We start from the raw sequence: 5,191 nt of genomic DNA on the forward strand, positions 1-5,191 counted from the left end.
CTAGGAACATTCCCACAAACCAGGGGTGGGGGCGGAATTCCGCCCGTGCCACCCAAGCGAGAAGCAGTGCATAGAGTCCATCAGCGAGTAGGAAATGGCGCGACAAACGTCCCATGGTGGACGACCTCCTGCAGGAAGGTTTGAATATGATGAATGGCATGGTCGACGGCGGGAATGTGCAACACGAGCGCGGTAATCGCGCAGGCGACGACGAGCATCGCCGCGTTTTGTAGATAGGGCACATAGGGTCGAACCTTCATGAGCAAGCCACCTCCTCGAGAACTCGAACGCCGTGGAGGAGCGCCTTTCGCCCAATCTCGGCATCCAGTGTGTCTGCGAAATCCTGAGGGGACATCTCCAGGTAACGAGCGAGCAGCCAGGGGAGCTTGTCCATCAGGTCCTGGCTGGAGGACTCTTTTACTGCCACGGCAAACGTGGTCAAATAGCCCTTGATCACCTTCGCCAGTTGGTACGGATTCATCTGCGGTTCAAGCGGATGACGTTCGCTCACGCCGTAGCACGTTGCGACCGTGTCCACGAGCTTTTGCCACATCGGGTCGACTGGCCACTTGGCGCGATTCGCGCTCCCCGTGGGGGTGCGAAGGGAAATCCAGTCGTTCATCAGATACGCCAGGGCGGACGGTGCATGGGCGACCACCTCGGGAATGCTAAGTTGCGCGAAACGAAGGTCGCTTTCTGGCACACGGAACTCGTGCAGGGCCTCCCGGCGCAGCTGGAACTCGATCCGCCAGACATCTTTCGTCATGTCCCATCCGGCCTGTTGCCATAGCGTCGCGAAGAATCGTTTGTCCTGCTTGTAAGACGTGCTCCTTGCAATCTCCCACCACTTGTTATAGATTCGAGCTAGAATTTTGCCTTTTCCGAAGGTAAACCCTGTGAACCGGTCGCCTTGGTGGTAAGTGACTTGGTCGATAGCCTCTTCGTTTTCGTCTACGCTTTCGTCTTCGTACCATGCGTAGGTGTCTATGTATTGGCTTTGGTGTTTGGCTCTTGTCACCAGGCGTTCCCGGTCTTTCTCTTCAAACTCGAGTTCATCCGTGTCCACGGCAATATCCACACGAGAGACGCGTGTGAGCAACTCCTCGGCAGGAATCTCCTCATCCGCGCAAGTGGCCAAGGTGCGAAGCGTCCAGTCCCAAAGATCTAGGAAGGGCACGGTCCAAAGCGGTGCACTTCGGTACACGACTTCGATCGGCCACTGGTTCGACGCTTCCTTGAGCGGTTTGTCGTACAAGCGAAACTCGAGGGCGACGTTTTGTGCGCCGCCGGTCGGTAGCCAGACCTTGAACGCGTGCCAGTGTGACTTGGTCCGCTCCGGATACGTCTGCAGGTCCAAGCCCCGATACGTCATCCGCACGGGCTCAAAGGGCGAATCGGCTTCCACCGAGGCCAAGTCACGCAAGAACGTGCTGTAGCGCTCGAGCCATCGCGCCACGTGGATGTGACCTATGAGCGTGTCTACATTGGCAAGTTGCACATGCTCCTCCCCTCCTTTCGGGTCCCGAAGGGATTTTGCGGGGTGGGTGTTACTGGCCCCCACCCCTTCCGGGCGACGGCGCGCTCCCCTTGGGGTCCGCGCGCTCGCCGCCCGGGTCTTGCGAATTAGGGCTTGGCGACCTTCGCCGCCAATGGCTGCGCCTCTAGGCTGATCTGCCCATTGAACGCGCGGATGCGCACGACTTCCAACTGCGTGATCTCGCCCCGCGACAGCTGCGCCTCGACCGGCACCTGAACGCGGTACGTCACGAAATGCTCCCGGTCGGCAACCTCCGCGTACTTTTTCGTGCCATCCTTCGACATCGACACGTCTTGTACCAAACCTTCAAACGTAATCATGACGCTCGACCCTTTCTATGTGTGAAAATGGTGGATAACTAGGATGAGAAGAGTATAGATCCTCTTTTCGTTTGGATCAACCATCAATTTAGTCGATTCTCATTGAACATCAGGAAAAAACACATTTCGTGTGTACAATTGTAGCGCGTAATCGAGGATACTCCTTGTAACATGCGGTGGTAACATGCACTTTGCGCATTTTACCGTCGTGGACGCCTGCATATAGGCTGTGTATAGTGAAAAAGTGATTGGGCCTCATGAAATTCTTTCTGGCTGTTTGCTCATCCTGATTTGTAGATGAGGATTCTTTCATCGCGCGAGGATAGAAGGGGGGAACGACATGCCCAGGCTTTCAGCCGATGCGCTGGTGCCCGAAGATAAATTCCAGCAGTTTGTGAATTGGCTCATGGAGAAGCGAACCGAGATGGAGATGACCCAGAAAGAGATGGCGGACTTTCTCGGGCTTTCGCTTTCCTACTACAACGCCATTGAGAATCGCAAGCGCAACCTGAGCGCCAAGCTCGCCATTCAAATCGCTTCGAAGCTGCCTCAAGGCCCGCGCTTTGTGGTGCAGTTATTGGGACCTGAAATCGTCGGGAAGTACATGAACTTGATTCAGCTTCCACCGGAGAAGGAAGAGGAGTATCAGGCGGAGGATGCGTTGTTGGACGCGATTCAGCAGCGCGAAAAGTCGGCCGCCGACTACCTTGGCCTTTTACGAAGCGTCTTGCATCCTTCCAATGCGGTCTTGGCGGTGAGCGTGAAACCGAACCTGCGCTGGTTTGGGTTGACGCCGGAGGATGTCGCCATCATTACGCCGGCGACCGATCTCAAAGCGTTGATACCCGGACAGCTGGTGTATGTGGTCGACCGAACGACCCAAGCAGGCGAGTTTGCGTTTGTGCGGGCACCGCATGGGAAGGAACTGACGAGTGTCGAATCGACCCTCATGATGCTGCTCGACCTCCCACGGGATACGATGCAACTGTTTGAATGGGGCATTGACCCTCGACGCGCGCTCTTATCTTGGCTCGTCGATGATCCGAATCTCTTAGTCTGTGAAGTCATCACCATCTGCAAGGCCAACCCGTCTCGTCTCGTCCCTCTCACAGCGCCTGGGTTTGAAGCGTGGAGTCCTGTCGAGCGCAAAGCGGTTCTCCAACAAGGCGTGGTCTATCATCGTCTGCGACAGGAGATGCAAGAGACCCTCCAGAAGTTTCGCCGCATGCTCGAGTCCAAACCCGCTTCCGAGGCTCCCGACGACACCTCGGCGGTGGAGGTCGGCGATCCGGAGGCTCCCTGAATCCCGGGGGCTTTCGGCCCGGTTCATGCTAGGCCATGCGCTTTTGCCCCCTGTCAAGGCCAAGCCGCTTCGCGGTGCTTCGCAGCCTTGACGGGGGCGGCGCATGGCCTTTTTGGCGATTAGGCCGAATGCCCCCTTGTGCGCGGGGTCTGCGCGCAAGGCGGGAAATTCGCGCCGAACCGCGGCCTGGGTGCCAAGCCCGGGACCGGGCGGCCTGTGGAGGCGAGAGCATGTTGGGGGAGGAAGCCATCACGGAGTTTGGGGCGCATCTTGTGCGCCAGGGGCGGAGTCGGAAGACGGTCATCGGGTACCAGAGTGACTTACGACGGTTCGCGGCCTTCTACGCCGCGCGCCACAACTTGCCCTGGTCGGTGGAGGAGACAACCGTCGAGGACCTGCGCGCGTATCTCGAGGCAAGCCCAGGACAGGCCACGACCATCAATCGGCGGTTGTATGCGCTGCGCTCGTTTTTCAAGTACCTCGTGCGCCAAGGCATGGTGAGCTCGAACCCGGCGGAGATGCTCGAAGCCAAGCGCACCGTACAGAAGGAGCGGTACGCGCTCCCTGCGCACGAGCTTGCGCGGTTCATCCATCACATTCCCCATCCGCACGTTCAAGCGGCGGCCTGGACCATGGCCTACACGGGACTTCGCATTGCGGAAATCATCTTTCTCCGCATGGAAGACGTCGATTTCGAGGAAGGCGTCATCCGCGTGGCGCACGGCAAGGGCGACAAACCGCGCGAAGTGCCGATATGTGACGCGCTTCGACAGGTTCTGTCGCAGTATGTCGAGCAGTATCGAACGCACGCGAAACCACACGAGCGGTTCTTTGCGACGCCTTCGACGGGCGGCTTGTCGCCGACGCACATCAACCGGGTGCTCAAGCAGACGAGCCTCGTGCTTGGGTATCGCCGGTACGTCACGGCGCACACGTTCCGGCACAGCTTTGCCTCGAACCTCATTCGCCAAGGCGTGCACCTGATCTTGGTCCAGAAGCTCTTGGGACACAGTTCGCCGACCGTCACGGCGGTGTACACTCATGCCACCCGCGAGGATCTCCAGCGCGCCGTGCAGATGCTCTCGTTTGAGGAGGTGCAAGCATGACGCTTCGGCCGGAAGACGTCTTCCAGCTCCTTGCGGACGGCAAGACGCGGGACGCGATTGCCCAGATGTACGGGTACAAGGCGCGTCGGTATCTGGACCAGTTCATGATGCGCCGCGGGTACCAGTGGAGCGTGGAGCATGAAACATATGTCGAGCGCGAGACGCCCAAGAAGAAGCGACGTGGGCACAAGGTGGCGCGGGTGATCGAGGCGTTTCAGGCCGAACCCTACGGCGATCCCAAGCGGATCGCCGAGGCGCTTGGCTTCGCGAGCGCCTTCGAGATGGCGCAGTACATGCAAGCGCACGGGTACCTGTGGTCGAACACGGCGCGCAACTACGTCACACAAGAACGTACACAAGACACCACGTCTCCGTCGGCCGAACCCGACCCTCCCCGAGAGACTGTGTCGAGTGAGGGCGAGTCCGTTTCGTTGCCGCTTGGGGATGCGCTCGAGCTTCTCGGGATGCTGGTGAAACATCGGGCGAAACTGGAGCGGCTGTTGCTGCACACGGAGCGGGGCGCGACGGACGTACCGCGCTACACCATCCCTGGGTTCTCCGTGGTGAAGAGCCTCCACATCTCGGTGGAGCTTGACCGACTGCTGCGCGCTGCAAGCCAGGCGTGGCGGATGTCGCAGCGAGAGATTCTCGAAGCGGCGATCCTCGAGTTTCTGCGCAAGCACGGCTACGAGGAAGTGATTCATCACCTGCTCACGGGTCGGAAACAGGAACGAACTTCCTGACGTTTTTGGACTTGAAAAGGATGAAGCGTGAAAGCTTTCAGCAAGCTTGCATCGTCACACGTAAGGACGTTGCAAGCTTGCTGCTTGCAAGCATGCGTCAAGATCAGGATTTGGAAGGGATCGCGAGGATCGAGGGGACAAGGGTTGCCGATCCGGGGTATGGATGGAACTGGGTGATCAAC

General features: G+C 58.7%; 6 protein-coding genes. 3 read left to right on the forward strand and 3 right to left on the reverse strand.

Annotated elements, in window-relative coordinates; genetic code table 11:
- Nucleotides 1-80: 80 nt before the first annotated feature.
- The 3 genes from AS26_RS13105 to AS26_RS13115 form a co-directional block, all read right to left on the reverse strand.
- Complete coding sequence (locus AS26_RS13105) at nucleotides 81-260, reverse strand: hypothetical protein (RefSeq protein WP_062310448.1); 180 nt, start codon at nucleotides 258-260, stop codon at nucleotides 81-83.
- Nucleotides 257-1,498, reverse strand: a complete 1,242-nt coding sequence (locus AS26_RS13110) for a hypothetical protein (protein WP_062310451.1) — start codon at nucleotides 1,496-1,498, stop codon at nucleotides 257-259. The genes AS26_RS13105 and AS26_RS13110 overlap by 4 nt, the downstream gene beginning before the upstream one ends.
- A 125-nt stretch (nucleotides 1,499-1,623) precedes the next feature.
- Nucleotides 1,624-1,857: a hypothetical protein gene (locus AS26_RS13115; protein ID WP_062310454.1), complete on the reverse strand. Its 234-nt coding sequence runs from the start codon at nucleotides 1,855-1,857 to the stop codon at nucleotides 1,624-1,626.
- 340 nt (nucleotides 1,858-2,197) lie between these two features.
- Here AS26_RS13115 and AS26_RS13120 point away from each other — a divergent pair, with 340 nt between their 5' ends.
- From AS26_RS13120 to AS26_RS13130, 3 genes are all read left to right on the forward strand, one after another.
- Nucleotides 2,198-3,160: a helix-turn-helix transcriptional regulator gene (locus AS26_RS13120; RefSeq protein WP_062310456.1), complete on the forward strand. Its 963-nt coding sequence runs from the start codon at nucleotides 2,198-2,200 to the stop codon at nucleotides 3,158-3,160.
- Nucleotides 3,161-3,390: 230 nt separating this feature from the next.
- Nucleotides 3,391-4,266: a tyrosine-type recombinase/integrase gene (locus AS26_RS13125; protein WP_062310459.1), complete on the forward strand. Its 876-nt coding sequence runs from the start codon at nucleotides 3,391-3,393 to the stop codon at nucleotides 4,264-4,266.
- A complete protein-coding gene (locus tag AS26_RS13130) occupies nucleotides 4,263-5,009 on the forward strand; it encodes a hypothetical protein (protein WP_062310462.1) in 747 nt (248 codons plus the stop codon). Before AS26_RS13125 ends, AS26_RS13130 begins: the two co-directional genes overlap by 4 nt.
- Nucleotides 5,010-5,191 lie beyond the last annotated feature (182 nt).

The organism is Alicyclobacillus sendaiensis NBRC 100866 (assembly GCF_001552675.1).
GTDB classification, from domain to species: domain Bacteria; phylum Bacillota; class Bacilli; order Alicyclobacillales; family Alicyclobacillaceae; genus Alicyclobacillus; species Alicyclobacillus sendaiensis.

What these genes read in the sequence shown, in the direction of transcription:
- AS26_RS13105 (WP_062310448.1), bottom strand. Translation starts at nt 260, where the DNA reads ATGAAGGTTCGACCCTATGTGCCCTATCTACAAAACGCGGCGATGCTC.
- AS26_RS13115 (WP_062310454.1), bottom strand. Translation starts at nt 1,857, where the DNA reads ATGATTACGTTTGAAGGTTTGGTACAAGACGTGTCGATGTCGAAGGAT.
- AS26_RS13130 (WP_062310462.1), top strand. Translation starts at nt 4,263, where the DNA reads ATGACGCTTCGGCCGGAAGACGTCTTCCAGCTCCTTGCGGACGGCAAG.
- AS26_RS13120 (WP_062310456.1), top strand. Translation starts at nt 2,198, where the DNA reads ATGCCCAGGCTTTCAGCCGATGCGCTGGTGCCCGAAGATAAATTCCAG.
- AS26_RS13125 (WP_062310459.1), top strand. Translation starts at nt 3,391, where the DNA reads ATGTTGGGGGAGGAAGCCATCACGGAGTTTGGGGCGCATCTTGTGCGC.